Origin of the sequence: Streptomyces sp. NPDC007901, assembly GCF_042959465.1 — a bacterium.
In the GTDB taxonomy this organism is placed as follows: Bacteria; Actinomycetota; Actinomycetes; order Streptomycetales; family Streptomycetaceae; genus Streptomyces.
On record NZ_JBIBKW010000023.1, the window covers coordinates 85295 to 111539 of the forward strand.

25 protein-coding genes and 5 pseudogenes are annotated in these 26245 nt (G+C 69.2%); 13 read left to right on the forward strand and 17 right to left on the reverse strand.

What is annotated here, in order from left to right:
- Positions 1-271: 271 nt before the first annotated feature.
- The 3 genes from ACFZDK_RS45840 to ACFZDK_RS45850 form a co-directional block, all read right to left on the reverse strand.
- Positions 272-2161, reverse strand: coding sequence for an AMP-binding protein (locus ACFZDK_RS45840; protein WP_390982437.1), 1890 nt, complete (start codon positions 2159-2161; stop codon positions 272-274).
- A 169-nt stretch (positions 2162-2330) separates the two neighbouring features.
- Positions 2331-3242, reverse strand: coding sequence for an alpha/beta hydrolase fold domain-containing protein (locus ACFZDK_RS45845; protein WP_390982440.1), 912 nt, complete (start codon positions 3240-3242; stop codon positions 2331-2333).
- Between the two features lie 646 nt (positions 3243-3888).
- The gene (locus tag ACFZDK_RS45850; RefSeq protein ID WP_390982443.1) at positions 3889-4728 is read right to left on the reverse strand and encodes a LysR substrate-binding domain-containing protein; all 840 of its coding nucleotides are present in this window, start codon (positions 4726-4728) and stop codon (positions 3889-3891) included.
- Positions 4729-4802: 74 nt separating this feature from the next.
- On the opposite strand from ACFZDK_RS45850, the gene ACFZDK_RS45855 reads away from it, so the two are divergent.
- Complete coding sequence (locus ACFZDK_RS45855) at positions 4803-5042, forward strand: hypothetical protein (protein WP_390982446.1); 240 nt, start codon at positions 4803-4805, stop codon at positions 5040-5042.
- Between the two features lie 124 nt (positions 5043-5166).
- Here ACFZDK_RS45855 and ACFZDK_RS45860 read toward each other — a convergent pair whose 3' ends face one another.
- Positions 5167-5763 (reverse strand): NAD(P)-binding domain-containing protein, encoded by a 597-nt coding sequence (locus ACFZDK_RS45860; RefSeq protein WP_390982449.1) that lies wholly within the window; start codon positions 5761-5763, stop codon positions 5167-5169.
- A gap of 43 nt (positions 5764-5806) precedes the next feature.
- Positions 5807-6626 (reverse strand): annotated as a pseudogene (locus ACFZDK_RS45865) (3'(2'),5'-bisphosphate nucleotidase CysQ).
- Positions 6627-6765: 139 nt separating this feature from the next.
- Here ACFZDK_RS45865 and ACFZDK_RS45870 point away from each other — a divergent pair.
- On the forward strand, positions 6766-7659 hold the full coding sequence (locus ACFZDK_RS45870) for a LysR substrate-binding domain-containing protein (protein ID WP_390982452.1): 894 nt from the start codon (positions 6766-6768) through the stop codon (positions 7657-7659).
- Positions 7660-7911: 252 nt separating this feature from the next.
- Here ACFZDK_RS45870 and ACFZDK_RS45875 read toward each other — a convergent pair.
- Together ACFZDK_RS45875 and ACFZDK_RS45880 are read right to left on the reverse strand one after the other, a co-directional pair.
- A pseudogene (locus tag ACFZDK_RS45875) lies at positions 7912-8199 on the reverse strand (integrase core domain-containing protein); the annotation flags it as partial.
- Positions 8200-8253: 54 nt separating this feature from the next.
- Positions 8254-8916 carry an FCD domain-containing protein gene (locus ACFZDK_RS45880; RefSeq protein ID WP_390982454.1) on the reverse strand — a complete coding sequence of 221 codons (663 nt, stop codon included), beginning with the start codon at positions 8914-8916 and terminating at the stop codon, positions 8254-8256.
- Positions 8917-9044: 128 nt separating this feature from the next.
- Here ACFZDK_RS45880 and ACFZDK_RS45885 point away from each other — a divergent pair, with 128 nt between their 5' ends.
- The 6 genes and pseudogenes from ACFZDK_RS45885 to ACFZDK_RS45910 all read left to right on the forward strand — a co-directional run bounded on the left by ACFZDK_RS45885 (position 9045) and on the right by ACFZDK_RS45910 (position 13415).
- Positions 9045-9476, forward strand: a complete 432-nt coding sequence (locus tag ACFZDK_RS45885) for a VOC family protein (RefSeq protein ID WP_390982457.1) — start codon at positions 9045-9047, stop codon at positions 9474-9476.
- 49 nt (positions 9477-9525) lie between these two features.
- On the forward strand, positions 9526-10179 hold the full coding sequence (locus ACFZDK_RS45890) for an NAD(P)H-binding protein (protein WP_390982460.1): 654 nt from the start codon (positions 9526-9528) through the stop codon (positions 10177-10179).
- Positions 10180-10227: 48 nt separating this feature from the next.
- A complete protein-coding gene (locus ACFZDK_RS45895) occupies positions 10228-10629 on the forward strand; it encodes a RidA family protein (protein WP_086766085.1) in 402 nt (133 codons plus the stop codon).
- 2 nt (positions 10630-10631) lie between these two features.
- Positions 10632-11301: pseudogene (locus ACFZDK_RS45900) on the forward strand (SDR family oxidoreductase).
- Between the two features lie 86 nt (positions 11302-11387).
- Entirely contained in the window at positions 11388-12497 is a 1110-nt protein-coding gene (locus ACFZDK_RS45905; protein WP_390982462.1) for a tRNA-dihydrouridine synthase, read from the forward strand.
- 81 nt (positions 12498-12578) lie between these two features.
- On the forward strand, positions 12579-13415 hold the full coding sequence (locus ACFZDK_RS45910; protein WP_390982464.1) for a hypothetical protein: 837 nt from the start codon (positions 12579-12581) through the stop codon (positions 13413-13415).
- Positions 13416-13608: 193 nt separating this feature from the next.
- On the opposite strand, the gene ACFZDK_RS45915 is transcribed toward ACFZDK_RS45910, so the two are convergent.
- On the reverse strand, positions 13609-13734 hold the full coding sequence (locus ACFZDK_RS45915; RefSeq protein WP_390982467.1) for a hypothetical protein: 126 nt from the start codon (positions 13732-13734) through the stop codon (positions 13609-13611).
- A gap of 86 nt (positions 13735-13820) precedes the next feature.
- The gene (locus ACFZDK_RS45920) at positions 13821-14030 is read right to left on the reverse strand and encodes a hypothetical protein (RefSeq protein WP_390982604.1); all 210 of its coding nucleotides are present in this window, start codon (positions 14028-14030) and stop codon (positions 13821-13823) included.
- Positions 14031-14554: 524 nt separating this feature from the next.
- On the opposite strand from ACFZDK_RS45920, the gene ACFZDK_RS45925 reads away from it, so the two are divergent.
- Both ACFZDK_RS45925 and ACFZDK_RS45930 read left to right on the forward strand, forming a co-directional pair.
- The gene (locus ACFZDK_RS45925; RefSeq protein ID WP_390982470.1) at positions 14555-15775 is read left to right on the forward strand and encodes an iron-containing alcohol dehydrogenase; all 1221 of its coding nucleotides are present in this window, start codon (positions 14555-14557) and stop codon (positions 15773-15775) included.
- A gap of 5 nt (positions 15776-15780) precedes the next feature.
- Complete coding sequence (locus ACFZDK_RS45930) at positions 15781-16791, forward strand: 3-hydroxyisobutyryl-CoA hydrolase (protein WP_390982473.1); 1011 nt, start codon at positions 15781-15783, stop codon at positions 16789-16791.
- A 500-nt stretch (positions 16792-17291) separates the two neighbouring features.
- Here ACFZDK_RS45930 and ACFZDK_RS45935 read toward each other — a convergent pair whose 3' ends face one another.
- The gene (locus ACFZDK_RS45935; RefSeq protein ID WP_390982476.1) at positions 17292-18305 is read right to left on the reverse strand and encodes a zinc-binding dehydrogenase; all 1014 of its coding nucleotides are present in this window, start codon (positions 18303-18305) and stop codon (positions 17292-17294) included.
- Positions 18306-18463: 158 nt separating this feature from the next.
- Between ACFZDK_RS45935 and ACFZDK_RS45940 the strand changes: the two genes are divergently transcribed.
- Entirely contained in the window at positions 18464-18973 is a 510-nt protein-coding gene (locus ACFZDK_RS45940; protein ID WP_390982479.1) for a winged helix-turn-helix transcriptional regulator, read from the forward strand.
- Between the two features lie 34 nt (positions 18974-19007).
- Here ACFZDK_RS45940 and ACFZDK_RS45945 read toward each other — a convergent pair whose 3' ends face one another.
- Together ACFZDK_RS45945 and ACFZDK_RS45950 are read right to left on the reverse strand one after the other, a co-directional pair.
- Entirely contained in the window at positions 19008-19418 is a 411-nt protein-coding gene (locus ACFZDK_RS45945) for a CGNR zinc finger domain-containing protein (protein WP_390982482.1), read from the reverse strand.
- Positions 19419-19813: 395 nt separating this feature from the next.
- A pseudogene (locus ACFZDK_RS45950) lies at positions 19814-20028 on the reverse strand (helix-turn-helix domain-containing protein); the annotation flags it as partial.
- 69 nt (positions 20029-20097) lie between these two features.
- On the opposite strand from ACFZDK_RS45950, the pseudogene tnpA reads away from it, so the two are divergent.
- Positions 20098-20490, forward strand: a pseudogene (tnpA, locus tag ACFZDK_RS45955) (IS200/IS605 family transposase).
- 122 nt (positions 20491-20612) lie between these two features.
- Here the strand turns inward: tnpA and ACFZDK_RS45960 are convergent.
- The 4 genes from ACFZDK_RS45960 to ACFZDK_RS45975 form a co-directional block, all read right to left on the reverse strand.
- Entirely contained in the window at positions 20613-20789 is a 177-nt protein-coding gene (locus ACFZDK_RS45960) for a hypothetical protein (RefSeq protein WP_390982484.1), read from the reverse strand.
- A 145-nt stretch (positions 20790-20934) separates the two neighbouring features.
- A complete protein-coding gene (locus ACFZDK_RS45965) occupies positions 20935-22410 on the reverse strand; it encodes an AMP-binding protein (RefSeq protein ID WP_390982487.1) in 1476 nt (491 codons plus the stop codon).
- A gap of 48 nt (positions 22411-22458) precedes the next feature.
- Entirely contained in the window at positions 22459-23382 is a 924-nt protein-coding gene (locus tag ACFZDK_RS45970; protein WP_390982491.1) for an alpha/beta fold hydrolase, read from the reverse strand.
- Between the two features lie 7 nt (positions 23383-23389).
- Positions 23390-24358: an enoyl-CoA hydratase-related protein gene (locus ACFZDK_RS45975; RefSeq protein WP_390982494.1), complete on the reverse strand. Its 969-nt coding sequence runs from the start codon at positions 24356-24358 to the stop codon at positions 23390-23392.
- A gap of 272 nt (positions 24359-24630) precedes the next feature.
- Here ACFZDK_RS45975 and ACFZDK_RS45980 point away from each other — a divergent pair, with 272 nt between their 5' ends.
- The gene (locus ACFZDK_RS45980) at positions 24631-25314 is read left to right on the forward strand and encodes a WHG domain-containing protein (RefSeq protein ID WP_390982595.1); all 684 of its coding nucleotides are present in this window, start codon (positions 24631-24633) and stop codon (positions 25312-25314) included.
- 34 nt (positions 25315-25348) lie between these two features.
- Here ACFZDK_RS45980 and ACFZDK_RS45985 read toward each other — a convergent pair whose 3' ends face one another.
- The gene (locus tag ACFZDK_RS45985; RefSeq protein ID WP_390982497.1) at positions 25349-26245 is read right to left on the reverse strand and encodes a short-chain dehydrogenase/reductase; all 897 of its coding nucleotides are present in this window, start codon (positions 26243-26245) and stop codon (positions 25349-25351) included.

A 26245-nucleotide genomic window follows, 5' to 3' on the forward strand; every position in this document is an offset into this window, starting at 1 on the left:
CGGGCCAGCTCCTGGCAGTCCCCTTCGATCAGGTGCGGGCGGAACTGGAGGCCATCAAGCCCCCCGGTCCCTTACGCCAATGGCCTGCACGATGTGATGGTCCCCGCTCACAACTCCTACGTCGGGGGGCGAGCCCTCGAGCGAGGTCGCTGAGGAAGGCGCGGGTGTCGGTTCCCACACTGGAAATGTACCCCCGGCCTGGTCGACGAGCCGGGCCGACGCCGGTCCGGTGAACGCGCCCAGCGTCGGCCGGGTCGAGAGTGTCGGGCGTTCACGGTGTGTGGCCGGCGCGGCGGAGAACGGGGCGCAGGACCTCGATGACGCTGGGGTCGTCCACCGTGGAGGGGATGGGTTCGTCACGGCCGTCGGCGATGCCGCGCATCGTCCTGCGCAGGATCTTGCCCGAGCGGGTCTTGGGCAGAGCGGCGACGACCGTGACGTCCTTGAGGGAGGCGACGGCGCCGATCCGCTCGCGCACGAGTTGGACGAGTTCGGCCTCGACCTCGGCCGGTTCGCGGGTGGTGCCCGCCTTGAGGACGACGAGGCCGCGCGGCACCTGTCCCTTGAGGGCGTCGGCGACGCCGATGACGGCGCATTCGGCGACGTCGGGGTGGGTGGCCAGGGCCTCTTCCATGCTGCCGGTGGACAGGCGGTGTCCGGCGACGTTGATGACGTCGTCTGTGCGGCCCATGACGAAGACGTAGCCGTCCTGGTCGATGTGTCCGCTGTCGCCGGTGAGGTAATAACCGTCGAAGGCGGACAGGTAGGAGGCGACGTAGCGGTCGTCGTCGTTCCACAGGGTGGGCAGCGCGCCGGGTGGCAGGGGGAGCTTGACGACGATCGCGCCGTCGACGCCGGGTGGCACGGGCTGCCCGGTGGGGTCGAGGACGCGGACGTCCCATCCGGGCAGCGGGCGGGTGGGGGAGCCGGGCTTGACGGGCGCGGCCTCGATTCCGACCGGGTTGGCGACGATGGGCCAGCCGGTCTCGGTCTGCCACCAGTGGTCGATCACCGGCACACCCAGCAGGCCGCTCGCCCAGTGATAGGTCTCGGGGTCGAGGCGCTCGCCGGCGAGGAAGAGATAACGCAGGCCGGAGAGGTCGTAGCCCGCGGTGAGCGTGCCCTTCGGATCCTCCTTGCGGATCGCGCGGAAGGCGGTGGGCGCCGTGAACATGGTCTTGACCCGGTACTCGGCCGCCACGCGCCAGAACTGGCCCGGGTCCGGCGTGCCGACCGGCTTGCCCTCGTACAGCACGGTGGTGGCGCCGGCCAGGAGCGGGCCGTAGACGATGTACGAGTGCCCGACGACCCAGCCCACGTCGGAGCCGGTGAACATCGTCTCGCCCGGGCCCACGTCGTAGACGGCGCCCATCGACCAGTGCAGGGCGACCGCGTAGCCGCCGCAGTCGCGTACGACTCCCTTGGGTTTTCCGGTCGTTCCGGACGTGTAGAGGATGTAGAGGGGATCGGTGGCGGGGACGGGAATGCAGTCGGCCGGCGCGGCGGCGGCGACCAGATCGGCCCAGTCGAGATCGTCGGACCCCAACTCGGCCCGCTCCTGGGGGCGTTGCAGGATCACGCTCTTCTGGGGCTTGTGGACCGCGAGTTCGATCGCCCGGTCGAGCAGGGGCTTGTATGCGATGACACGCTTGCCCTCGATGCCGCAGGAGGCGGAAACCACCACTTTGGGGGCGGCGTCGTCGATGCGGAGGGCGAGTTCGTGCGGGGCGAATCCGCCGAAGACGACCGAGTGGACCGCGCCGATCCGTGCGCAGGCCAGCATCGCGACGGCGGCCTCGGGGACCATCGGCATGTAGATCACCACCCGGTCGCCGTGCCCCACGCCGAGCTGTGCGAGCGCTCCGGCGAAGGCCGCCACCTCGTGCCTCAGCTGCGCGTAGGTGTAGGTGCGGCGGGTGCCTGTCACGGGGGAGTCGTAGACGAGCGCGGGCTGTTCGCCCCGGCCGGCTTCGACGTGCCGGTCGAGCGCGTTGAAACAGACGTTGAGCCGCCCGTCGGGAAACCAGCGGTAGAACGGGGCGCCCGAGGAGTTCAGGGCGCGTTGCGGAGTGACATCCCAGTCGATGCCCTCTGCCGCCTTCAGCCAGAAGCTCTCCCGGTCCTCGGTACTGGCGCGGAAGACATCCTCGTACGTTCCCATCGCGCACTCCTTCGTGGCATCGAGGGACGGTGGTGGGGCTGCGTGCGGAACAGTGTCGGACACAAGTACCGCATGCCGGCCGGTATGCGGAGCAGGATGCCGGAGATCGGCGACCTGTCACCGGCAATGCCGGTGGTGCGGCGGCCTGGCCGTCAGGTGCAGCTTCTGCTCACGCGCCGAGGTGCTTACGGAGCCACTGGCCCATCTGCTGGATTGCCTGATCCACCTCGGGTACCCGACCGGCGCCCAGGACGAACGAGTGCTGGCCTTCGGGCAGCGGGTGGACTTCGGAGGTGACCTTGAATTCCGCGAGTCGGCGGCCGAGCTGGGCGCCGTCGTCGGCGAGGGTCTCGTACTCACCGTAGTGGACGGTCGTGGGCGGCAGGCCGGTCAGATCGGCGTTCACGAGGCTGATCTGCGGGTCGGCGAAGTCCACTCCGGGCTCCTGCAGCCAGGCTCCCCGGAAGAGTTCGAGCGTGCCCCTGCTGAGCATCTTGTCGTTGTCCTCGTTCTCGTCCACCGACGCGTTCCGGATGGTGAGGTCGGTCCACGGGGAGACGCTGACGATCGCGCCCGGGGTCGGCTCGCCCTTGGCGAGCAGGCGCAGCGGCAGCATCACCGCCAGGGTGCCGCCGATCGAGTGGCCGGTGCTGCCGATGTTCCGCGGCTCGTAGCCCTGCGAGAGCAGCCACCGGTAGGCCGTCTCGGCGTCGTCGAGCTGCGCCGGGTGGGGATGTTCGGGCGCCAGGCGGAAGTCCACGACGAGCGAGCGGGCTCCGGCCGCCTTGGCGATGTGGCCGGCGGCCTTGCGGTCGGAGTGCATGGAGGCGGTGACGGATCCGCCGAAGTGGAAGTGGAGCAGGGCCCGGTCGGGATCGGCGCCTTCGGGGATGGCCCACAGGGCGGGGACGCCGTTCGCGTCCACCTCGGCGTAGGTGACGCCTTCCGGCTCGGTCGACGCCTTGTGGTTCGAGTCGACGATGTCACGGATGACGGCCAGATCGAGGCCGGGCGTCGCCGACTTCGCGCTCACACTCGCGAGGAACTCCGCGAACTGGTGTGCCTGTGGGCTTACTCCCATGGTGGTGCTCCTTCTCAGGCGGGTGCCGTACCGGGTGCTCGCGGCAGCCGGGCCGATGTGATGGCCATGACGCTACTTGCTGGGTATTGGAAAGTAAACTCAGGTGAGGTTGGAGTCACACCCATGGACGCGAGGAGGCTCTTCAGGGCGTCGGGATGGGCCCCGTCTCGACCGGGGAAACGTCGAACGGCTCGATCGCCCGGGCCCCTGAGATCGTGGGCGTGGCGAGGGCGAACCTCGTCCTGCGCGAGGTCTGGTACGGCGCCTCCCGCGCGAGTGCTTACCGTGCTGGGGGTGCACTTGTGCCTCTCCCAGGTCGCGGGCGGCCCTTCCAGCGCGGGCCGCCTGCGTGCCGCGCCGAGTCCGCCGAGCCGCAGGACGAACCAGGCGACACCGTCGTCGAACCCGGTGAACTCGCCACGGCGAGCGAACCATGAGCCCCCGAGGATGCGCGCATGACTGCCGGCGGCACGCCTGGGAGGTAGTCGTGCACCGGCCACGAGGACGGCACCACCGGCGCGCCGATGACCTGGTCGACGAACGGGATCCGAGTGGGCCTCAACTCCCCATTCGGCGCCGCCTCTCGGCTCGCCGGACAGGAGAGTGAGATCGGCGGAGGTTCACGGCACCGGAAGCTCTTCAGCGGTCATTCCGGAAGCAGCTCGGCGGCCCGTTCCGCGACCTCGTGCCGCAGAGCGGTCCAGACGACGCGTACGGCGGGGTGTGTCACGGCCTCGCGGCGGACGGCCAGGGTGATGGGGAGCCGGATGTCGATCTCGTCGGCGAGCAGTCGGCGCAGTCCGGTCCGCTGGGCCAGGAAGGCCGGAAGGACGCCGATGCCGGCCCCCTGCTGGGTGGCTTCGAGCTGGGCGAAGACGTTCGTCGAGGAGAAAGCCGGGGTCATGCCGGGAAGATGGCGTTCGATGTCGAGGTCGCCGACCTGCAGCATCGACTCGATGTAGAAGATGAGCGGGTGCTCGCGCAGCTCGGCCACCGTCTCGGGGCGGCCGTACCGGCTGAGGTAGTCGTCACTGGCGTAGAGCCCCAGCGTGTAGTCGGTGAGGTGCTCGGTCACCAGATGGCTGCTGGCGGGTACGCCGATGACGAGAGCGAGATCGAAGCCGGACGGGCGCAGGGCGAGCTGCCGTGTCGCGGTGATGAGTTCGACCTGGAGCCGGGGGTGCCGGCGGCGCACCCGTACGAGGGCGGGCGTGGCGAAGACGGTGCCGAAGCCGTCGGGTGCGCTGACGCGCACCGTACCGTGCAGGGACGGTGAGTCCTGGCCCGCCACGGTGTCGACGACGCGGTCGATGGCCTCCTCGATCACGCGCGCGTTGTCCGAGACGGCTCGTCCGATGTCCGTCAGTGTCCAACCCTCCGCGCCCCGCTCGATGAGGCGCAGGCCGAGGCTCTTTTCCAGTGCGGCGATACGGCGTGACACGGTCGTGTGATCCACGCCGAGTGCGCCGGCGGTCTCTAGCCACAACCAACTGTTGCTGGGATTTCAGTGACTGTGAGGGGCCGACGCCGGCGGAGTGGGCGCACGCGCACGGCACGCAGATGGGACAGCCGGTGCTGCTGTGGGCCGATGGTTGGTCGGTGCCAGAGGTCAACGGGTTCTTCGCCTCAGCGCGGATGCGTAACGCGAGCGCGGGCACGCGGAGGAAGTACGCCTTTGCGGTAGCGGTCTGGCTGGGGTTCCTTGATGCGGCGGGCCGGGCTTGGCACGACGCCGGCGAAGAGGACGTCGCCGGGTTCAAGTTCTGGCGGATGACTGACGAGGCGAGAGTTTGTGCCTGACGCCCCTAGGTCAACGTCGACTCCGCCACCAAGTCGGACAGTACATCCCACGATCGTGTCCCACCGGGAACCCATCCATGCCACGCGCCGGCTCCGGCTACCTCCAGCCGGCGCAGCTCGACAGTCAGCGGGCGATTGAGATCGCGAAGGGTGTGAATCCGGTGGAACGGATGACGTGAGGTACGAACAGGATCGCGGCCTCTGTGGCGCGGGCGGTCTGGATCCCGCCGAGGTCGGTGATCCATTCCTTTTGCCAGCCGAGGTCGGTGAGCAGTTCGCGGACGCTCTGCTTGGCCTGCGCGTCCTCGCCGGAGAGGAACACGGTCGGTGTCTGGGCGAGCGTGTCCGGCGAGGTCATCACCGGGAAGAGCATGGTGTTGAGTGTCTTGACGACGCGTGTTTCGGGGAGCGCCTTCTGGAGCTGTTCGGCCAGGCTCGAGCCGGGGTAGATCAGATCGGCGGGCAGTCCGTCCGGTCCGTCGGTGGTGGCGTTGGAGACGTCGACGAGGATCTTGTCCCGGAGTTCTTCGCGCAGAGCGGCGAGCCGGTCCAGCGAGCCGGCGCCCGGGGTGGCGTTGATGACGATCCGGGCATTCCGGGCGGCGTCGGCGGCGGTGCCCGGCGTGCGGTCCGCCACTGTCACTTCGTGTCCCGCCCGGGCGAGGGCTGCGGCCAGGTTGCCGCCGACGCGGCCGTTTCCGAGAACTGCGATCTTGGTCATGATGATCTGGTCCTTCCGTGGGCGTGCGGGTTGTAGTGCGCGGTCAGCGCGAGAGCGTGGACACGGCCTCGGCGTGGACGCCCGGCGCGGCGGCCACAAAGCTCTGGCTCTGGGGGGGTCCAGGGGCGGCCCTCGGCGTCGGAGATCCGTCCGCCGGCCTCGGTGACGAGCAGCGCTCCGGGAAGCAGGTCCGCGCGGGCGCCGGCGAACTGCCAGAAGGCGTCGATCCGGCCGGCGGCTACGTTCAGCAGGTGCAGGGTCGCGGGCACGGCGACGCGGACGACGAGCGCGTCGAAGAGCATCGCGGTGATCGAGGAGCCGACCCGCCGCACGACCTTTTCGTCCTCGTCCGGCCGGGCCTGGCTGGTGGCCACGATGCTCAGGCCGAGGTCGGCGGTCTGGGAGACGTGCAGCGGCCGGCCGTCGAGGTGGGCGCCCGCGCCGGTGAGCGCGGTGTAGGTCTCGCCGGTCAACGGCAGGTGCACTGCGGTGAGCACCGGCTGGTTCTCCCGCACGAGGGTGGCGGTCACCGCCCACTCCGGCAGGGCGTGCAGGTGGTTGACGTTGCCCTCGGCCGGATCCACGACCCACCACTCGCCGGCCGGCAGCGCCCCGCCGTCCAGTTCGTCCTCCACCCAGCCGGCCTGCGGACGCAGGCTCGTGAGACGGGGACGCAGGATGTCGAGAGCCGCGTCGTCGTTGACGGCCAGCGCGCGCATCAGCTCTTCGCGGCTCTGGTAGCGGACCACCTCGCCGAAGCGCTCGCGCAGCGCCGAACCCGCCTCACGCACGGCGATCGCGGTCTGGGCGAGCAGGTCGGCGTCGGAGGCGGCGACGTCGGTGGTCTGGAGCGTTTCGGACATGGCGGTATTCCCGTCTGAGGAGGGGTGCTGAGGCCGGTCGAGGGCCGAACTGCGCGTTACTTCTTGCGCTTGCGCCTCAACGGTAGGCAGCCCGGCGATTAACTTCAAATGCATGTCAGGCACGGTTAGAATTACTCATATGCAATTGGATTTGAACCTGCTCGCCGCGCTCGACGCGCTGCTGGAGGAGGGCAGTGTGGCCGGGGCGGCGGCGCGCCTGCACGTCACCGCCCCCGCGATGAGCCGGAGTCTGGGCCGGATCCGGCGCACGACCGGGGATCAGATCCTCGTGCGCACCGGCCGCACGATGACCCCGACGCCGTATGCGATCGCCGTCCGGGAACAGGTGCACGAGCTGCTGCACCAGGTCCAGGGGGTGCTGGCACCGAGCCGTGAACTCGATCTGGCAACGCTCGAGCGCACGTTCACACTCCGCTGGCACGATTCCCTCGTCGCCATGAGCGGCCCCGCACTGCTCGCGGCCGTGCGCGGACAGGCGCCGGGCGTGCGACTGCGCTTCGTCGCGGAATCGAGCATCGACACCCCCGAATTGCGGCGCGGCGAGGTCGACCTGGAGGCGAACTCCAACCGCCCGAGCGCACCGGACATCCGTGCCGAGAACGTGGGCGAGACCCGCCTCGTCGTCGTCGCGAGGCAGGGGCACCCCCTCACCCGCGTCAGGACCCTCACCGCACAGCAGTACGCCGACGCTGAACACGTCACCGTCTCGCGACGTGGAAACCTCACCAACGCCATCGACGACGCCCTCGCCCGGCTCGGCCTCACCCGCCGTGTGGTGGCGACCGCGCCCACGGAAGGGGCCGCTCTGGAGTTCGCGCGCGGCTCCGACATCCTGATCAGCGTCCCCGAAGCCACCACGCGATCAGCGGTCGCCGACCTCGGCCTGGTCGTGCTCCCCCTCCCGCTCGAACTGCCGTCGGCACCGATATACCTGTCATGGCATCAGCGCTACGACACCGATCACGCCCACGCCTGGCTCCGCGGACTGGCGCGAACCGCGCTGACCCTGTGAGGAGCGTCGTAGTCGGCGCCGTGGCTGCGTCACTCATGCGTCCACGGTCCACGCGACCACCACGGCGATCTGCTTGAACGTCAGCAGCGGCTTGTCCGTGCGGGTGCTGGCCGTGGAGGCGGCCAGACCGACGCCTGCGGCTCACAATCGCGGCTCGCCGGTGTGCAGATCAATCTCACCGGGATTTCCTGTACCTCAACTTGAACCGCTCCGGGATCGGTGGAGGCCCTATGCGTTGACTCCAGCCGCCGGTTAGGGCTGGTGATGAGCGTAGTAGTTGGTTTCGTGCTCGTGGGGCGGGATGTCTCCAATCGCGGTGTGGAGCCGTTGGTTGTTGAACCAGTCGACCCATTCTGCGGTGGCGAGTTCGACGTCGGCGAGGCCGTGCCAGGGCCTGCGGGGCTTGATCAGTTCCGTTTTGTAGAGGCCGATCTGGGATTCCATGAGCGCGTTGTCCAGGGCGTCGCCGACGGTGCCGATCGAGGCGTCGATGCCGGCCTCGAGAAGGTGCGCGGTGAACGCGAACGACGTGTATTGGGCGAGTTCAACCAGGACGCCCGGGCCGCCTGCCGTCATTCGATCGTCTGCCGACACTCAGGCAGTGGTTCCGGCGACTATGTCGACGGCGTGGCGACGGTGTGCTGCGAAGAGGTCGAGGGCGGTGTTGGTGTCCCGGGCGCGCAGTGCGGTGACGAGTCCGTGGTGCTCGCGCGGGATGCGGTCGAGGTAGCCGGCGGTGCTGCGGCTGATCCGGGTCAGCAGGAACAGGTGGACCTGGCACCGTATGCCGTCCCAGGCGTCGGCGAGGCGCTGGTGTCCTGCGGCGGCGAACACCGCGTCGTGGAAGGCGATGTCCAGGCGCACCATCTCGTGCGCATCCCCGGCGCGCTCCATCATGTCGGCCGTCTTCGCGATGGACGCGAGGTCCTCGTCCGAGGCGTGGGCGATCACCTGCCGTACGGCGAGGTCCTCCAGCGCGCCGCGCAGGCTGTCGAGCTCAGCCACGTCCTCGGCGGACAGCGTCGTCACCGTCGTGCCCCGGTGCCACGCACAGTGCACCAGGCCCTCGCGCTCCAGCAGCCGCAGCGCCTCGCGCACCGGGCCGCGGCTGACGTCCATCTGGCCGGACAGCTCCACCTCGCGCAGCTGCTCGCCCGGGGCGTAGGCCCCGTTGAAGATGGCCTCGCGGATGCGGTCCGCAACCTCGTCGGCCAGACCTCGGCGGCGGGCGGGGGCCACCTTGCCCTGATCACTCATGCCCGAATTGCACCTCCTCCACTGATGTCCTAATGTTAACATTCGTATGTTGTCGTGATGTAAACATTAGGACAAGTTGAGCGGGTTGGCCCACGGGCAGCGCCGCTCCCCGGTGGAAGGGCAGTGCCATGACCGTTCTCGACTCCCCGATCCCTCGCTTCCATCTGGCCGTGCCGGTCGACGACCTGGCTGCCGCGCGCCGCTTCTACGGCGACGTCCTGGGCCTGGAGCAGGGCCGCAGTGCGGACACGTGGGTGGACTGGAATCTGCACGGCCACCAGTTCGTCACGCACCTCGCACCGGGGCGCGCCCAGCGCATACACAACCCGGTCGACGGCCACGACGTACCCGTGCCGCACTTCGGTCTGGTCCTGACGATCCCGGCCTTCCAGCAGCTTGCCGAGCGGCTGCAGGCGGCGGGCATCGAGTTCGTCATCGAGCCCTACGTGCGTTTCGCGGGCCAGAAGGGCGAGCAGTGGACGATGTTCCTCCTCGACCCGGCCGGCAACGCGCTGGAGTTCAAGGCGTTCGCCGACGACTCCCAGGTGTTCGCCGCCTGACCGGCGGCCCACACCACCCACCCCCACACGCGAAAGACGGGACGAGCTCATGAAGGTGTTCCAGATCGGCGCCGCCGGAGGAGTCGGCCGCCGCCTCACCCCACTCCTCACCGCACGCGGTGACTTCGTGACCGGCATGCACCGCGGGCCCGCTCAGGGCGAGACCGTACGGGCGGCCGGCGGGACTCCCGTCATCGGTGATCTCATCGCCGACTCGGTCGACGACCTGGCCAAGAAGATGCGCGGCCATGACGCCGTGGTCTTCTCGGCCGGCGCACACGGCACCGGTCAGGACAAGACGACCCTGATCGACGGCCGTGGCCTTCAAAAGGCTGCCGATGCGGCCGTGCTGGCCGGGGTGGCGCGGTTCGTGCTCGTCTCGGTGTTCCCCGACGCGCTGCGCGACGGGACACGTAGTGAGGGCTTCGAGCACTACATCAAGGTCAAGAAGACCGCAGACGTCTATCTGACGCGCACCGATCTGGACTGGCTGATCGTCCGTCCCGGAACCCTTCTGGACACCCCCGGCTCCGGCCGGGTCACCGCCGGTCCTGCCGTCGAGTACGGCGACGTGCACCGCGACGACGTCGCCGCGTTCCTCGACGCTGCCCTGCACGCTCCGGCCCTCAGCCGCGTGATCGTCGAGCTCACCTCCGGTGACACCCCCGTCGCGGACGCCGTCACCCGCCTCGCGGCCGCCTGAGCTCACACCCGCACCTCAACCGCAGCACCCTCAGCAAGGACAAGCACCATGACCGCCATCGATTCCTACAGCCACGACGTCTCCGGTGAGAAGGAGTTCGGTTTCGCCCAGGCCATCAAGGTCGGCGACACGATCTACGTCTCCGGGCAGCTCTCGCACGACGAGCAGGGCAACTTTCTCTACCCGGGCGACTTCGACGCCCAGCTGAAGCAGTCCTACGCCAACTTCGAGAAGGTGCTCGCCCACTACGGCGCCACCCGCAACCAGGTCGTCTCCGAGACCCAGTTCATCGTGGACCTGCCGCGGTACAACATGGCGATGGCCGCGGCGAACCTGGCCTACTTCGGTGACCACCGCCCCACCAGCTCCACCATCGGCGTCGCGTCGCTGTTCTTCCCGGGCCAGCTCATCGAGGTCAACTTCGTCCTCGACACCCGTCTGCCGGCCTGATCATGAAGGTCGTGATCGCCGGAGGGCACGGCAAGGTCGCCCTTCTCCTGGAACAGCTGCTGTCCCGGCGCGGCGATGCGGTCACCGGCCTCATCCGCAACCCGGCCCAGGCCGAGGTGTTGGAGGAGGCCGGGGCCCAGGCCCGGCTCGTGGATCTGGAGAAGGCCACCGGCGACGAGGTCGCCCGGCATCTGACGGGTGCCGACGCGGTGGTGTTCGCCGCCGGGGCGGTTCCCGGGAGTTCGGTGGGCCGTAAGGACAGCGTGGACCGCGGCGCGGCGATCCTGCTGGCGAACGCCGCCGAGAGCGCCGGTGTCGGACGCTGTCTGCTGCTCTCCGCCAATGGGCGCCGATCTGCGGGCCGTCGACGACGAGAGCCTCGACCCGGTCTTCCGTACCTATCTGCGGGCCAAGCTCGCGGCCGAGAACGCGATGCGGTCCCGGTCCGCGCTCCGGGCGACGATCGTCCGCCCCGGTCTGGTCAACTACACCCCCGGCACCGGCCGGGTCACGCTCGCCGAGCGGACCGGTCCGGGCCCCATCTCCCGGGCCGATGTCGCCGCCGTCCTGCTGGCACTGCTCGACGAACCGCGGCTGACCGGCCGGACCGTCGAGGTCATCGGCGGCGCCACCCCTATCGCGGATGCCGTGGCGGCCCACGCCGCCCACTGAACTGAACTGCCGTTCCGCCTCTCCCCTCATCTCCTCATCGACGGCGTTGTCCCGGCCTGCGATGCCCCACCTGAAAGAGAAACACCGTGAGCACTCTGTTCACCCCCCTCAAGCTGCGCTCCCTCCAGATACCCAACCGGGTGTGGATGTCGCCGATGTGCATGTACTCCGCCGCCCCCACCGGCCTGGAGACCGGCGCGCCGACCGACTTCCACCTCACCCACCTGGCCTCACGCGCCGCCGGTGGCACGGGCCTGGTCATGGCCGAGGCCACCGGGGTCCGCCCCGACGGACGGATCAGCCCCTGGGACCTGGGCCTGTGGAACGACCATCAGCAGGAGGCGTTCGCCAGGATCACCCAGGCCATCAAGGCGTACGGCGCCGTCCCCGCCATCCAGCTCGCCCACGCCGGCCGCAAGGCTTCCGTCGACAAGCCCTGGCTGTCCGACCGGTACGTGCCCCGGAGCGAGGGCGGCTGGCAGACGGTGGCGCCCAGCGCGGTCGCGTACGACGGCCTGCCCGTCCCGCACGAGCTGACCGTGGCCGAGATCCAGCAGCTCGTAGCCGACTTCGCCGACTCCGCCAAGCGCGCCCTGGCCGCCGGCTTCCAGGTAGCCGAGGTGCACGGCGCCCACGGCTACCTCATCAACTCCTTCCTCTCCCCGGTCTCCAACCACCGCACCGACGCCTACGGCGGCAGCTTCGAGAACCGGATCCGCTTCGCTCTGGAGGTCGTCGACGCGGTGCGCGCCGTGTGGCCCGCCGAGCTGCCGGTCTTCTTCCGCACCTCGGCGACCGACTGGCTGACCGAGAACCGCGAGGACACCCGCGAGGGCTGGACCGGTGAGGACACCGTCCGCCTCGCCAAGGAACTGACCGCTCACGGCGTCGACCTGCTCGACGTCTCGACCGGCGGCATGGTCCGCGACGCGAAGATCGTCGCCGGGCCGAACTACCAGGTCCCCTTCGCCGCCCAGACACGCAACCAGGCCGGTATCCCCACCGCCGCCGTCGGCATCATCACCGAGCCGCAGCAGGCCGAGGACGTCATCGCCTCCGGCCAGGCCGACGCCGTCTTCCTCGGCCGCGAACTGCTCCGCAACCCCTACTGGGCCCAGCACGCCGCCCTCGCACTCGATGCCGAGCCGACCTGGCCGGACCAGTACGCCTACGTCGTCCAGCGCCGCAAGCGCTGACCCTCAAGCCACCCTTCTGACCACCAGCCGTCTGCCTCACCAGGCACGATGCGTTGCACCACCTCCCTGGGAGATTGCACGATGACCGACCGCCGCAGAGTTCTGTTCGTGACCGATCTCGCCTACCAAGCCCGGGGGCGGCGCTACTGCGACGAGGACATCTTCCTGACCTCCCGACTGCGCAACGCCTTCGACATCGCCCTGTGCCACCCGCTGGATGCCGCCGCGCTGATGGACGCCTTCGACGTGGTGGTGGTCCGTAACAGCGGGCCCGTGCTGCATTACCAGAAGGAGCACGACGCCTTCCGGGAGCAGGCCGTGGCCCGTGACATCCGGGTCTACAATCCGCTGTCCGGCCGAGGCGACATGGCCGGCAAGCAGTACCTGCTGGACCTGACCGCCGCCGGATACCCGGTCATCCCCACCATCGACCGGCCCGAGGACCTGCACCTGCTGCCCGAGGCCGCCCAGTACGCGGTCAAGCCGAAAGCGGGCGCGGACTCCATCGGCCTGACCTTCCTGCCCCGAGAGCAGCTGAGCGACCTCGCCTACGGCGACATCCTGGTCCAGCCGCGCATCGACTTCCGCTACGAAGTGTCCTTCTACTACGTCGACGACACCTTCCAGTACGCCCTTCACGCCCCCGACCCTGAGCGGCGCTGGGTCCTTGAGCCCTACGAGCCCACCGACACCGACCTGGCCTTTGCTCGGCACTTCATCGACTGGAACACCCTCAACCACGGCATCCAGCGCGTGGACGCCTGCCGCACCCGGGAAGGCGAGCTGCTCCTCGTGGAACTGGAGGACCTCAACCCGTACCTGTCCCTGGACCTGGTCTCCGACCGGACCCGTGACGCGTTCGTGGCGAGCATGGCGGCATCCCTCCACCGATTCCTGGAGGCTCAGCCCCGCGTCTGAGGTGGCATACGAGCCCTCAAGAGCGATCGCGGCCCTGGGCAGGCATGCCCCGATACAGGTTGACGACAGACGGCGAGGCTGCCGGTGCTCAGGAAGCTCGGAGCACCGCAGCCCAGGTCGCCCCGCCGGACGAGCATGTTCGGCCAGGTGACGACCTCGCACCAGCTCTAGGACGCCTTGGGGAAGGCGAAGGTCAGGTGCCGGTAGATCCCGTCGTCCTGAGGACGGTCATCGTCGCGCCCTCGCGGTCGGCGGCGAACCGCTCCTTGGCCTCGCTCAGGTGCTGCTTCAGCTCGTCGTACGGATCGGTCACGCTCATCTCGGTGCCCCTCTTCTGCGGCCCCGCCGGTCGGCGGTGGTCTTCCCGACGTACAACGACCCGCCTTGGGGCGGCGGATGCGGCGCTCACTCCTCCTGGCCGTCGTCGTCGTCATCGTCGAGGTCGGCGGCGTCCGGGTCGCGCAGGGGCCGCAGCCCCTTGACCGGCTGGGAGGCGGTGAAGCCGTAGCGGCCCAGGCAGTTGAGGTTCCTGTGCTTGAGCGGGGACAGCCGGGCGACGTCCTCGTCGCGGATCTCGTGGCACAGCCCCGTGCGGCAACTGCTGGAACTCTTCACCCCTGCCGACAGCTAGCACTGAAGTTCAGCGGCCGAGGCCGGAAAGTCCGTGGCCCAGAACGCTGGCGCTCAGGAGGAGCAGGTCCATCACCGTGATCACGGTGTTCTTGGCGACCATGAACTGGCTGACGCTTCCAGGAACGACGCGACGTGCTGCCCGCCGGCGAGGTGGATGACGACGGATCCGAGAACTGGAACGGCAGATGAACCGAGCTCGATTGACATTGGAAACAACAGCTCGCAATAGGCGAGAGAATCGGCGGCTGTCACCAGACGGCCGGTACGGGACACCGCGAGCAGGTAGCGCAGATCGTCCGCGCGGAGTTTGCGCGGGTCGACGGAGCGAGAGCCGAGCGGCCGCGGAGGGGGGTTCTCGTCCGGGGAACCGGGGTGCACGGCCCGACCGTATCTGCATTTCTGCACAGCGGCTGTGTGCTATTGGTCGTTGTTCGCACTCGGCGCGGGGCCCCACAGTCAGGGCAGCGGGCGCCACCGGCCCCGCCGTTCCTGCCGAAAGGGCCGCCATGATCTCCAGCCTTTCCCTCCCGAGGATCCTGCGCGTCGGCGGCGGTGCCGTGGGCGAGCTGGGTGACGTCGTGGCAGAGCTGGGCCTGCGCCGCCCGCTGCTGGTGACGGACGCCTTCCTCGCCGGCACCGGTGCGGCGGAACGACTGATGGCGACGCTCGGGGATGCCGGAGCGCGGCCACGCCTGTTCGTCGGCACCGTCCCGGATCCGACGACCGACTCGCTCGGCGCGGGCCTGACCGTGCTGCGGGAACACGGGGCGGACTCGGTGATCGGGTTCGGCGGCGGCAGCCCGGTGGACACCGCCAAGGCCCTCGGCCTGCTGGGCGTCCAGGGCGGCCGGATGCGGGACTACAAGGCCCCGCACACCAACCTCGGCCCGGCGCTTCCGGTGATCGCGGTCCCGACGACCGCGGGCAGCGGCTCGGAAGCCACCCAGTTCACCATCATCACCGACAGCGCCACGGACGAGAAGATGCTCTGTTCGGGGCCGGCGTTCCTGCCGGTCGCCGCCGTCGTCGACTTCGAACTGACCCTGTCGATGCCGTCCCGGCTGACCGCCGACACCGGCATCGACGCGCTCACCCATGCCGTCGAGGCATACGTGAGCCGCAAGTCCAATCCGTTCTCCGACAGCCTCGCCCTGAACGCGATCCGGGCCATCGGCCAGCACCTCCGGCGCGTCTACGCATACGGGGCAGACACCGAGGCGCGCGAGGCGATGATGCCCGCCGCCACCCAGGCCGGTATCGTCTTCTCCAACTCCAGCGTGGCGCTCGTGCACGGCATGAGCCGTCCGATCGGCGCTCACTTCCATGTCGCCCACGGTCTGTCGAACGCGATGCTCTTCCCCGCGGTGACCGCGTTCTCCGTGCCCGCTGCCGAGAGCCGGTACGCCGACTGCGCCCGCGCACTCGGAGCCGCCACCGACGGCGACAGCGACGCCATGGCCGCCGACCGACTCGTGGAGGCGCTCCGCGCCCTGTGCAAGGATCTTGAGGTGCCCACCCCCAAGCCCACGGCATCGACAAGGACGACTGGTTCCGCCTGTCGCCCCTCATGGCCGAGCAGGCGCTCGCGTCCGGATCCCCCGCCAACAACCCCGTCGTACCCACCGCGGACGAGATCCAGGACCTCTACGCGCAGATCTACGCCTGACACCCGGCGAGTGAGGAACGTGATGGCCGCGACAGCCAGGTTCATACGGACGACGAGATGACGACCATGACTGACACCACTGCGGCCGAGATCCTCGCCGACGTCCACCGGGGCGTCGGCCGCATCCTGCTGAACCGGCCCAAGGCACTCAACGCCCTGACCACAGGCATGGTCGCCGCCATCGACCGTGTGCTCGCCGCGTGGGAGCACACACCGCTGTCCGCCGTGGTGATCGCCAGCACCAGCACGAAGGCGTTCTGCGCCGGCGGAGACATCCGCACGATCCGCGAGCACAGCCTCGCGGGGGATGCCGAGGCCAGTGAGCGGTTCTTCGCCTCCGAGTACCGGCTCAACGCCCGGATCGCCGAGTATCCCGTGCCGATCGTGTCGCTCATCGACGGAGTGTGCATGGGCGGCGGTCTCGGTCTGTCCGTCCACGGCGGCTTCCGCGTCGTCACCGAGCGCGCGGTGCTGGCGATGCCCGAGACCGGGATCGGGTTCTTCCCGGACGTCGGGGCCAGCTACTTCCTGCCGAGGCTGCCCGGCGCGATCGGCATGTACCTGGGATTGACCGGGCACCGGATCGACGCCGCCGATGCCCTGTACACGGGGCTGGCCACGCACTTCGTTCCCGCGGGCGGGCTCGACGCGGTCGGGGACGCCCTGGCCGACAACCCCGACGACCCGGTGGACGTCATCCTGAACCGCCTCGCCGGCCGTTCCCCGGTGGCGGAGAGCAGGCTGGCGGAGGTACGCGGGGACGTGGACTGGGCGTTCGGCGCGCCGACCCTCGGCGAGATCGAGAAACGCCTGCGCCACCTCGACACCCCCTGGGCAGCAGCTGCGTTGCTCGCTCTGGAGTCCGCCTCGCCGCAGAGCCTGGAGATCACTCACGCCCTGCTGTCCCGGGGCAGGCAGCACACGTTGCGCGAGTGCCTCAACTCCGAACTCGCCCTCACCCGCACGACCATCCGCACGCCCGACTTCCTGGAGGGCGTCCGCGCGGCTCTGGTCGACAAGGACCGCACTCCCCACTGGCAACATGCGTCGCACGGCGGACGGACGCTGCCGTCCTGAGCATGTCTGCCGTGAGCAGGACATTGCCTTGCGCAAGGGGCCGGTCGTGCAAGAGGGGCGCGCGCGTCAACGAGAGAGAGCGCCGGGCCCCGCAGACTGCCGCGGCAGACGTTCGACGGGGCCGGGAGGAATCCGGAGCGCCCTCGCGCTTACCGCGAGCGGACCCTCGGGAGCCATGCGGGCGGATGCTGTCCACGACAGCCGGTACGCCGTCGGTGCAAGCGTGTCTGGCCGCGTCCGATCTCGTCGACCACGGCGATAGCATGCGACCGTTCGTCGCGGTTGCCGCGTTCTGGACCGAGTGGTAACCGGGAAAGGTCTGCCGGATTGTTTGGCACGGCCGGGCACAGTCTGCGCGGCCGTCTGGAGCCGCGCGGTGTGCTGTGCCGCGAGCATACGGCGTGCGAAATGGCACCGAACGTCCACAGCTGCGGCTCTTCGCGATGTATCGCCCCCTCCGGTGACCGCGCCGGAACGGAGGGTCTGTGGCCGGCCGCGTCTCAGTCGTTGCCGGGCGCCATCGAGACCACGACCTTGCCGGCCTTGGTGCGGCCCTGCTCGACGTGCGCCATCGCCTCGAGTGTCCGGTCGAACGGGAAGGTGCTGTCGACGACCGGGCGGAGCTTCCCGCTGTCGTAGAGGGCGCCGAGCTTGCGCAGCTGGGAGCCGTTGGCCTGCATGAAGAAGAACTGGTAGCGCACGCCCAGCGCCTTGGCCTGCTTGCGGATCTTGCGGCTGAGCGTGTTCATGACCAGGCCCAGGAAGGAGGGGGCGCCGAGTTGCTTGGCGAAGGCGGCGTCCGGCGGGCCGACGACACTGATGGCCAGGCCGCCGGGCTTCAGCACGGTCAGCGACTTCTCGAGGTTCGCCCCGCCCAGGGAGTCCAGCACCAGGTCGTAGCCGGACAGCACCTGCGAGAAGTCCTCCTTGGTGTAGTCGACGACGATGTCGGCACCGAGGCTCCTGACCAGCTTCTCGGTGTCGGTGTTCGTGGTCGTCGCCACGGTGGCGCCGAGGTGCTTGGCGAGCTGGATGACCGTCGAGCCGAGGCCGCCGGCACCGGCGTGGATGAGCACCTTCTGGCCCGGCTTCACGTGGGCACGGTCGACGAGGATCTGCCAGGCGGCCAGGGCCACCAGCGGCACTGCGGCTGCCTCTTCGAGGGTGAGGGAGGCCGGCTTGGGTGCGACATCGTCCATGTCCATCGCGATGAACTCCGCGAAGCCTCCGATCCGCAGGTCGCGCGGGCGGGCGTAGACCTCGTCGCCGACTTCGAGACCGTGTACGGCGGAGCCGACCCGAGTCACGACGCCGGCCACGTCGTGACCGAGCACGAATGGGGTCTTGTACTTCAGGAGCTGCTTGAACTCCCCGTTGCGGACCATCTTGTCCAGCGGGTTGATGCTGGCGGCGCTCACTCTGACCAGGACGTCCCGGTCCCCGACGGCGGGCTCGGGCACCTCCGTGGCGCGCGCGCCGTCCTTGCCGTACTTCTCGACGACGAAGGCCTTCATGTCGGCCGCCTTTCTGTGTGCGTGTTTCGGTGGTCGATGTGATTCTTCGGGCAGGTCCCCTGCGCGCCCGTTTCTCGCGTGCGGCGGGGAGAGCTGCTGGTCATGACGCTACTTGCTGGGTATAGAAAAGTAAACTCAGGAGAGGTTAGTATCGCTGCATGGATGCGAGGACCGAAACTCTTCAGGACGCCGGCAAGGACCCCCGTCTGGACCGGGACATTTCGAACTGCTCGATCGCCCGGACCCTTGAGGTCGTGGGGGAGAAGTGGACGATCCTGATCCTGCGCGAGGTCTGGTACGGCTCGTCCCGTTTCAGTGAGTTCGAACGCGTCCTGGGTTGTCCTCGCAACCTCCTCGCGGCGCGGCTCAAGATGCTGGTGGAGGAAGGGATCCTGGCCACCGAGGCCTACAGGGAGCCGGGCTCGCGGAGCCGGCCGAAGTACGTGATCACGCCCAAGGGCATGGACCTGGTCCCGGCTGTGATGGGCCTCCTGCAGTGGGGTGACCGTTACCGCGCCGACCCGGAGGGCCCGGCCATGCTGGCACGGCACCGTGGATGCGGTGCGCACGTCGACGCCCAGATCCGCTGTGAACGGGGCCACGCCGTGCAGGCGGAAGACGTCGAGAGCATCCCCGGCCCGGCATTTCGGATGAGGCCCGCCGAGTGACTGAGTGCGGTTGCGCCGGGGGCTCGTGGTGGGCTCAGTCTGCCGAGGTGTGCTCGCTGCGTCTGGCCCGGGCCTGGTGGAGGCGGACCTTCGTGCGGTTGCCGCAGCGGGACATGCAGTACCAGCGGCGGTTGTGGGCGGGGGAGCGGTCCAGGAAGCACAGGGCGCACCTGTGCGCGCCGCAGACACGTACCCGCCGGATCTCGGCCGACAGGAGCAGCTCGACGGCGTCCTGGGCGATCAGTGCCAGCGCGGCTGAGGCATCGGTGGCGATGCTCGTGGTGCCAGCAGGCTCCGCGAGGACGGCTCGGTCGACCGCCTCGCACAGTCGTGGCCCGACGCCAGGACGGCGGCAGCGGCGGGGCTCCGCAAGATCGGTTACGGGAAGTACGTCCTTGCCGGCGCATGGACCCCCCCGTGACGAGCCCAACAGCCCCTTAACCACGCGGCGTTGGGCCCCAGCCGCATGGCTGATGTCCAGGATTCCAGGTCAAGGCCCGTGTGGTGCGGTCAGGGCTTTGTGGGTCGACTCCAGGATCGTTCGGTGCCCGCCGTGGCCCGGGCCAGCAGGATCGCGCCGATCAGAGTGGCCACGACGGGAAGGCCGTCGGCGGCGTCGGTGGACATCCACGCGGCGAATTCCTCGACCCCGGCTGCGTACGTTTCGCGCACCTCCCCAGCCGTGGGCTCGCGAGCCATGTCCCCTGCGAATCCCGCGGTGGGACAACCGGTGCCGGGCTGGTCACGGTGCTCGGCCGACAGGTAGAAGTCGACGAGGGCGCCGCGCGCGGTGTCGTGATCGCCGTGGTCCGTGTCGAACGACGCCAGGAGTCGGTCGAGGTCGGCGTCCCGCAGGGACTGCTGCAGGACGACCGCGGAGACCTCGCCCAGCCAGGACCGCTCGGCTGTCCGCTTGGCCTCGGTGATCAGGCGGGTGGACAGCTGTGCGGCCTTGGGGAACGGCTGCCCGGCCTGCGGGCGCACCCGAACGCTTTCGCCAACGCGGTCTGCTGGCCGGTGTCCGGGTACAGGCGGAAGCCGTACCTGAGCTGCATGACCGTCACCCTACATACGTGGGTTATGGGTTGAGATGCAGAAGATCAGAACTAATCGGCACTGTCGTGATGCATGTGCACTGGGTCTTCGTTACCAAAGTTCGGCACAAGGTGTTGACCGGTGTCTACTTGAGGCGGATGGAGGAGATGATGCGGCCGGTGTGCCCGGACTTCGAGTGCGGCCTGGTGGAGTTCAACGGTGCGGACAACCCCGTCCACCTGCTGGTGAACTTCCCGCCCAAGGCCGCCGTGACCCAAGCTGGTCAACTCCCTCAAGGGTGTCTCCTCCCGCCGCCTGGGGGCACCTTCCGGCCGGAGGCTGGGGGAGAGTTCCCCGACCCGGTGCGCCACTCCTGGCGCGCCCAACAAGCTCTGGTCCGGGACCTCCTTCGCCAAACCGTCGGCGGCGCCCCGTTCTCCGTGCTCCGGCAGTACATCGAACGGCACAACCGGCCCGGGTGAGCACCGCCCAGCTCGGCGGGGACCAGGCCCCCGGTGCTCCGCGCCGCAGGCAAAGAACTGCGGTGTCCGGCTCGGCCGGATACGAATCCGCGACGCTCCCCGTCGCGACCATCAGAATCGCTTCACCACCGGCCCGAAGGCCGATGCACTGCGATTGAATTCCGGTAGCCGAGCATGGTCGCGATCTGGGAGATCTGCGTGCCGGTGGCGGAGAGGTGCCATGTCGTGCCGCGCCGGGTTACGCGCCACAACCCCGCGAGGAGAAGGTCATCCGGGCGGCGGAACAGCTGATCGGTCACGCCCGGCCGAGCATCCCATCGTGTCCGCGCGAGTTGGGCGTGCGCGGACTTCCGATGCTGTGGGTCGCCTCGGGAACTGGACTCGCCCCGGACTGGCGGGCTGCGCGCCGTCAGCCGAGGCAGCCCACAAAGTCATCCGGGTTGATCAGGGCCGGGCAGGGAGGGCGGCGTGATCGGCACGCAATGAGGCTTTGTCGATCTTGCCGACCGCGTTCTTTGGGAGGACTTCCACCACGAAGAACGCGGTCGGGCGCTTGTAGCCGGTGAGGCTGCGTGCACAAAGTGCGTTCAGTGCCGTCGGATCGACGCTTGCGCCCGGTGACGGCTGGACGTAGGCGACGACCGCCTCTCCCCACTTTTCGTCGGGTACGCCGATCACCGCGGCCTCGAGTACCGATGGGTCGCCTGTCAGCACGTCCTCGATTTCCTTGGGGTAGATGTTCTCCCCACCGCGGATGATCATGTCTTTCGAGCGCCCGACCAGGGTCAGATAGCCCTCGGCGTCGAGGTGGCCCACATCCCCTGTGTGCAACCAGCCGTCGACTACGACTCTGGCGGTTTCGTCCGGACGGCCGAGATAGCCACGCATGACGTTGGGGCCCCTCATGATGACTTCACCGTCCGTGCCCGGCGCCACCTCGCTGCCGTCGGCGTCGATGATCCGGATCTCCTGGCCGGGGAAGGGAAGCCCCACGGTTCCGGCGCGTCGAGGGCCGCCGACGGGGTTGATGGTGGAGCCGCAGGTTCCCTCGGACAGGCCGTATCCCTCGACCAGTGGAAATCCGTACCGTGCCTCGAAGCGGGCCAGCAGCTCGGCGGAGGCGGGTGCGGCGCCGCAGACCGCGAACCGCAGGGACGATGTGTCGGGTTGAACGTCGTCCGGGAGCGCCGCGAGCATGCTGTAGATCGTGGGCACGGCACTGAAGAAGGTGGGGCGCTCCTGTTCGACGAGGTCGAAGAAGCTGCGGGGATCGAAGCGGCGGCCCGCGATGACGACACTGGCTCCGGCGAGCAGCGGCGTCAGGACGCTGACCACGATGCCGTTGACGTGGAAGAGCGGCAGGATCAGCAGACAGCGGTCCGCCGGCCCCAACTCCAGCGCCCGGCGCCCCATCTCCACCATGGCGTCGATGTTGGCGTGGTCGAGCATCACGCCTTTGGGTACCCCGGTCGTACCGCTGGTGTAGATGAGCAGGGCCAGCGTGGCCGGGTCCAGAAGCGGTGCTTGATCCGGCTCCACCGCTCCTTCGTGCAGTCCGCCGACGGCGAGTACGGCAACACCGTGCGCCGCCACGGCCGCGCCGTCCTCGACCACCAGCAGGCACGCACCGGAGTCCTGGAGCTGTCGCACCACTTCGACGTCGGTCATGCTCGGGTTGACCGGTGTGATGGTGGCGCCGAGCCGCCAGGCGGCGAACAGCAGTACGACGAACTCGACGCGATTCGTCAGCTTGAGGGCGACGACGTCCCCGGGACCGATTCCGCGGTCCTGGAGCTGACGCGCTGCCGTTCGGATCCGGCTGAGCAGCTGCGTGTTGGTGAGGGACTGGTGTCGGTCGGAGACCGCGGCTCCGTGGGGGTCGAGCTCGGCGCGGCGGTCGGGCAGAGAAGCGACATTCATGGCGAGGTGTACCTGTCTCGGTGTGATGCGGTCCGTTCGGCGGGCAGGTCAGGGAGTCGGTGCGACGGGCGCCGGGTGGAGTTGGCGGGTGAGGAACTCGGTCTGGTCGCGTACCAGTTCCTCGAAGGTCTCGCCGGTGTAGAAGTCGAAGTGGCCGGCGTCGTACCTCTTGATCTCTCCCCGGGGCGCGGTGTCCGCGTACCTAAGGGTCTGGGCGGGGGGCGTGACGGAGTCGGTGTTGCTGACGCAGAAGAGGATCGGCATGGTGACCTTCCTCGCCGCACGCCCGGGCCGGTAGGCGGCGATGGTCGGGATCACCCGTGCCGCCACCTCGTTCCGGAACGTCGTCCCGGGCGGCTGCAGTGCCAGGTATCCGGGCAGGGCGTCCGGGGCGTTCATGAGAGCCGACGAGCCGGGCGCGGCGGCGATCGGAACCATCACCGGCGGCTTTCCGCGACCTCTGGCAGCCAGATCGCGGGCTACCACGGGGAGGACCTTGAGCGAGGCGGCGGGCCCCAGCGCGAGCGCCGAGGCGAGACCGTCGGTGAAGGGGCACTGCGCCACGGCCGCGCGCAGTTCGGGGTGGCGTGAGGCGACGGTGATGGCGTGGCCGCCGCCGAACGAGCTGCCCCATACGGCGATGCGGGTTCGGTCGACGTCCGTGCGGGCCTTGACGTAGGCGATGGCGGCGTCCCAGTCGGTGAGCTGACGCTTGATCGACAGGAGCTGGCGAGGGTGGCCTCCGCTGTCGCCGAAGTGCCGGTAGGTGAAGGCCACTGCGGCGATTCCGGCCTGTGCGAAGCGCTCGGCGAAGGCGTCCAGGCGCATCTCGCGCACGGCGCCGAGACCGTGTCCGAGGATGACGACGGGCGCAGACGTGACGCCCGTGGGGAGGTAGAGCCAACCGGCACAGGTGCTGTCGCCGGAAGGGAACGTGATGTCGCGACGGGTGAAGGACTGCGCGGTGGTCATCGTCGGCTCACCGCCCGTCCGTCGGGCGACGGCCCGGCACGCTGCCCGACGCGAGGGACCGCGCGTAGGTGCCGGGTGTGTAGAGCGGGAGTTCGCCGGTGCCGTCCGTCGTCTCCATGTAGTCCTGCATGAGTTCCTGACTTTCCTTCGACAAGATCCTGGCGAAGAACTCGGCGCGTTCGACATGCAGGCCCTCCTCCAGCGACAGGGAGCCGCCGAAGTACACCGCCCTCTTGGCGGCCTCGACCGTGGCCTTCGACCGCTTTCCGAAGTGCTCAGCGAGTTCGACCGCCTGTGCGACCACCTTGTCCTGCGCGACGACCGTGTCCACCGCCCCGTTGGCGAGGGCCTCCGCGGGCGTGAACGGCTTGCCTTCGAGAATCGCGGCCAGGGACCGGTGGGTGCCGATCAGGCGGGTCAGCCGCTGGGTGCCGCCTCCCCCCGGGATGATGCCGAGGAGGATCTCCGGCTGGCCGATGAAGAAGTCCCCGTCCGCCATGACCCGCAGATCGCACGCCCAGGCGAACTCCGCGCCGAGCCCCAGAGCCGAACCGTTGAGGGCGGCCACGAAGAGGACGCCACTGCGGTTCATCCGGAGGAAGGTCGAGTGCAGACGCTCCAGCTGGAGGGCCCCCCGCATCGGGGTCCTGCGCAGCACGGCTCCGAGGAGACGGGACCGGTCCACGTGCTTCGCCATGCGTACGACGGCGGCGGCACCGCGCCGGCCGACCGTGGGGCTGCTGGCGCCACCTTCCTGCAGCCACCGGACCGCGGCATGGCTGACGAATCGCTCGGGATGTGCCCCGGTGAAGACGACGGCACGGACGTTCGGATCACGGTCGGCTCGGGTCACCAGCTTTTCCAGCTGCTGGGCGATGTCGAGGCCGAACTCCTGGTGCGGGCCGCCGTCGACCCGGACGACCAGGACGGACCCGCGGTCCTCGATCGCCAGATGGCCCTTGTCTTTGTATGGCATGAGTTCTGCTCCTGCGCTGAGTTCATGGGGTGGAAGGCGCATGGGGGTGGAAGGCCCCTGGGGACAGCCATGGATGCGTGCCGCGGCGATGAGGTCGAGTCCGCCCCGACACGCTGTGCCGTACAAGGTGGCGGGAGACTGGACCAGCGCTGACGTGTCCGAGGGCGAACGTCGTATCCAGGTCGGCACGTCACATGCGATGTGTACTATTGCCGTGAAGAATTACATAACCAAGTTATTTTGGGTGTGTCAACGGTGGAGGCGTGCGGAACATGGCAGGGCGGGCGAGAGTCGATGACGCACCGGAACGGCTTGTGCGGGCGGCCATCGGTCTGCTGGCCGAACAGGGTCCGTCGGCTCTGAAGGTGCGCGCGGTGGCGTCCGCGAGCGGACTGTCGACGATGGTGGTCTACAGCCACTTCGGTGGGATTCCGGAGCTGATGAGTGCTGTTGCCGACCACGGGTTCAAGGAACTCGGCAGAGCGTTCGCCCAGGTGCCGGTGACGGAGGACCCGATCGCCGAACTCCTGGCCATGAACTTGAGCTGCCGTCGGCTGGCCCGCGAGAACCCTCACCTCTATGACCTGATGTTCGGGCTGTCCACCCGGGCGACGTACCGGCCTCTGCCGGACACGGACCTTCGCCTGAGCGGGCATTCCCCGGCCTTTCGTGAGGCCCACGCTCATGTCACCGCGGCGTGCGAACGGCTCGTGGACTCCGGCAGGGTCGAGCGGCAGGAACCCGAGGTCATCGCCGCCCAGCTGTGGAGTTTCGTGCACGGTTACATCACCCTCGAACTGGCCGAGCACTTCGTCGAGTTCGACGACGCCGTGGTGCAGGTGCTCCTGCCGATGGGCGTGAACTTCTGTGTCGGGCTGGGTGACAAGCGGGAACGTGCGGAGGCCTCCCACGAGGCCGGCCTGCGCTTGTACGACTCGATCGTCCAAGGCCGCTGAGAAGTCGGGCGGTTGGGTGCTGTCCCGGGCGTGACTAGGACGACCTGGTCTCGGCGGCAGGGGTATCGGCCCCTGGGGTGAGCTGGTCATGCCTGCCCAGCGCTGCGACCTCGCGTTCGAGGGAGGGAACCGCCCGGGCGGCGAAGCGCCTCGCCCAGGGCCAGGCCAGCGGTGAATTCAGCGCCGCCTTGGCCCAGTTGGCCACGACGACCGCGCGTGGGACGTACACCCGGCTGCGTCGGCGCGCGAGCCCGTCGACGATCGCGGCGGCCGCCCGGTCGGCGCTGGTGGTGACGTTGCCCGGATAGGGCAGTCGCGCGCGCAGGCCCTGGAACGAGGGGAGGTCCGCCTCGGCGCCCCGGACGAGGTCCGTGTCGATCCAGGAGGGGTGCACCACACCAGCCGTGATCCCGAGGTGTGCCACCTCCTGGCGGTAGGTCAGGGCCAGCAGTTCGGCCCCCGCCTTGCTCGCGCCGTAGGAGGCCATCGCGGCCAGCGGCATGAACGACAGCGCTGACGCCACGATCAGCACGTGGCCCCGGCTGCGCTCCAGATGGGGCGTCGCGTACTTGAGGGTGCGGAACACGCCGTTCAGGTTGATGTCCAGGACCCGCTCGAACGACGCCTCGTCCGTCTGCCGCACCGTCCCGTACGCCACGACGCCGGCGTTGGCGACGACGAGGTCGATGCCGCCCATGACGTCAGCGGCCTCGTCGATCGCCGACCGTAGGGCGGCTCCGTCGCGCACATCGGCCTCACGCCAGGCGGCGGCGGGACCCAGCTCGTCGGCGAGGGCGCGCAACCGATCGGCTTCGAGGCCTATCACGGTCACCCGGGCCCCTCGGGCGGCGGCCAGCCGGGCCACCTTCTCGCCGATGCCGCGTGCCGCTCCGGTAACAACCAGCTTCTTGCCCAGCAAGTCACGTTTCAT

What these genes read in the sequence shown, in the direction of transcription:
- ACFZDK_RS45845 (WP_390982440.1), bottom strand. Translation starts at nt 3,242, where the DNA reads ATGGGAGTAAGCCCACAGGCACACCAGTTCGCGGAGTTCCTCGCGAGT.
- ACFZDK_RS45880 (WP_390982454.1), bottom strand. Translation starts at nt 8,916, where the DNA reads ATGAGTGATCAGGGCAAGGTGGCCCCCGCCCGCCGCCGAGGTCTGGCC.
- ACFZDK_RS45935 (WP_390982476.1), bottom strand. Translation starts at nt 18,305, where the DNA reads ATGAAGGCCTTCGTCGTCGAGAAGTACGGCAAGGACGGCGCGCGCGCC.
- ACFZDK_RS45890 (WP_390982460.1), top strand. Translation starts at nt 9,526, where the DNA reads ATGAAGGTGTTCCAGATCGGCGCCGCCGGAGGAGTCGGCCGCCGCCTC.
- ACFZDK_RS45940 (WP_390982479.1), top strand. Translation starts at nt 18,464, where the DNA reads ATGGATGCGAGGACCGAAACTCTTCAGGACGCCGGCAAGGACCCCCGT.
- ACFZDK_RS45980 (WP_390982595.1), top strand. Translation starts at nt 24,631, where the DNA reads ATGGCAGGGCGGGCGAGAGTCGATGACGCACCGGAACGGCTTGTGCGG.
- ACFZDK_RS45970 (WP_390982491.1), bottom strand. Translation starts at nt 23,382, where the DNA reads ATGACCACCGCGCAGTCCTTCACCCGTCGCGACATCACGTTCCCTTCC.
- ACFZDK_RS45895 (WP_086766085.1), top strand. Translation starts at nt 10,228, where the DNA reads ATGACCGCCATCGATTCCTACAGCCACGACGTCTCCGGTGAGAAGGAG.
- ACFZDK_RS45985 (WP_390982497.1), bottom strand. Translation starts at nt 26,245, where the DNA reads ATGAAACGTGACTTGCTGGGCAAGAAGCTGGTTGTTACCGGAGCGGCA.
- ACFZDK_RS45975 (WP_390982494.1), bottom strand. Translation starts at nt 24,358, where the DNA reads ATGCCATACAAAGACAAGGGCCATCTGGCGATCGAGGACCGCGGGTCC.
- ACFZDK_RS45965 (WP_390982487.1), bottom strand. Translation starts at nt 22,410, where the DNA reads ATGAATGTCGCTTCTCTGCCCGACCGCCGCGCCGAGCTCGACCCCCAC.
- ACFZDK_RS45915 (WP_390982467.1), bottom strand. Translation starts at nt 13,734, where the DNA reads ATGAGCGTGACCGATCCGTACGACGAGCTGAAGCAGCACCTGAGCGAG.
- ACFZDK_RS45840 (WP_390982437.1), bottom strand. Translation starts at nt 2,161, where the DNA reads ATGGGAACGTACGAGGATGTCTTCCGCGCCAGTACCGAGGACCGGGAG.
- ACFZDK_RS45860 (WP_390982449.1), bottom strand. Translation starts at nt 5,763, where the DNA reads ATGACCAAGATCGCAGTTCTCGGAAACGGCCGCGTCGGCGGCAACCTG.
- ACFZDK_RS45925 (WP_390982470.1), top strand. Translation starts at nt 14,555, where the DNA reads ATGATCTCCAGCCTTTCCCTCCCGAGGATCCTGCGCGTCGGCGGCGGT.
- ACFZDK_RS45885 (WP_390982457.1), top strand. Translation starts at nt 9,045, where the DNA reads ATGACCGTTCTCGACTCCCCGATCCCTCGCTTCCATCTGGCCGTGCCG.
- ACFZDK_RS45910 (WP_390982464.1), top strand. Translation starts at nt 12,579, where the DNA reads ATGACCGACCGCCGCAGAGTTCTGTTCGTGACCGATCTCGCCTACCAA.
- ACFZDK_RS45855 (WP_390982446.1), top strand. Translation starts at nt 4,803, where the DNA reads ATGGGACAGCCGGTGCTGCTGTGGGCCGATGGTTGGTCGGTGCCAGAG.
- ACFZDK_RS45930 (WP_390982473.1), top strand. Translation starts at nt 15,781, where the DNA reads ATGACTGACACCACTGCGGCCGAGATCCTCGCCGACGTCCACCGGGGC.
- ACFZDK_RS45870 (WP_390982452.1), top strand. Translation starts at nt 6,766, where the DNA reads ATGCAATTGGATTTGAACCTGCTCGCCGCGCTCGACGCGCTGCTGGAG.